Source organism: Acinetobacter brisouii (genome assembly GCF_008993995.1).
GTDB lineage: Bacteria > Pseudomonadota > Gammaproteobacteria > Pseudomonadales > Moraxellaceae > Acinetobacter > Acinetobacter brisouii_A.
In genome coordinates this window covers 1-353 of sequence record NZ_BKNN01000192.1, presented here as the reverse complement: position 1 = coordinate 353, position 353 = coordinate 1, and the positions used below count along the sequence as shown (strand labels likewise).

Below are 353 nucleotides of genomic sequence, written 5' to 3'. Positions count from 1 at the left end.
TTTAGCCAATCATAAAAGCGAGAAACGGATAGACGAAGTAATCGAGCCATTAAAATAATCGGAAATAAGTGGCTTTGCGATTTCATATAGGCGTACCTCACTGACTTTCTTTGGCAAAGTACGCTGCCATTGCTGTCCCACAATTTTTCACAAGAGGAAGCTCATTTGAGCTTCCTCTTGTTTTATGGGTATTTTATCGGGTGAAAATAAAGCTTTTAAAGTTCTTCTTTCAAACAAATTCACTTGAATTATTCTGAGTAAACGTTGAACTGTCCAACCTGTTTTCCCTAAATGTTGAGCGAAACTCACCAATAAATAGGCGATCATCGCAATCCAGATTTGTGTCTGAATTG

At 37.7% G+C, this 353-nt stretch carries 2 pseudogenes; both read right to left on the bottom strand.

The annotated features are described in order from the left end of the window. Positions 1-125, bottom strand: a pseudogene (locus GBN19_RS15615) (IS3 family transposase); the annotation flags it as partial. Between the two features lie 22 nt (positions 126-147). Next, positions 148-353 (bottom strand): annotated as a pseudogene (locus tag GBN19_RS15610) (IS4 family transposase); the annotation flags it as partial.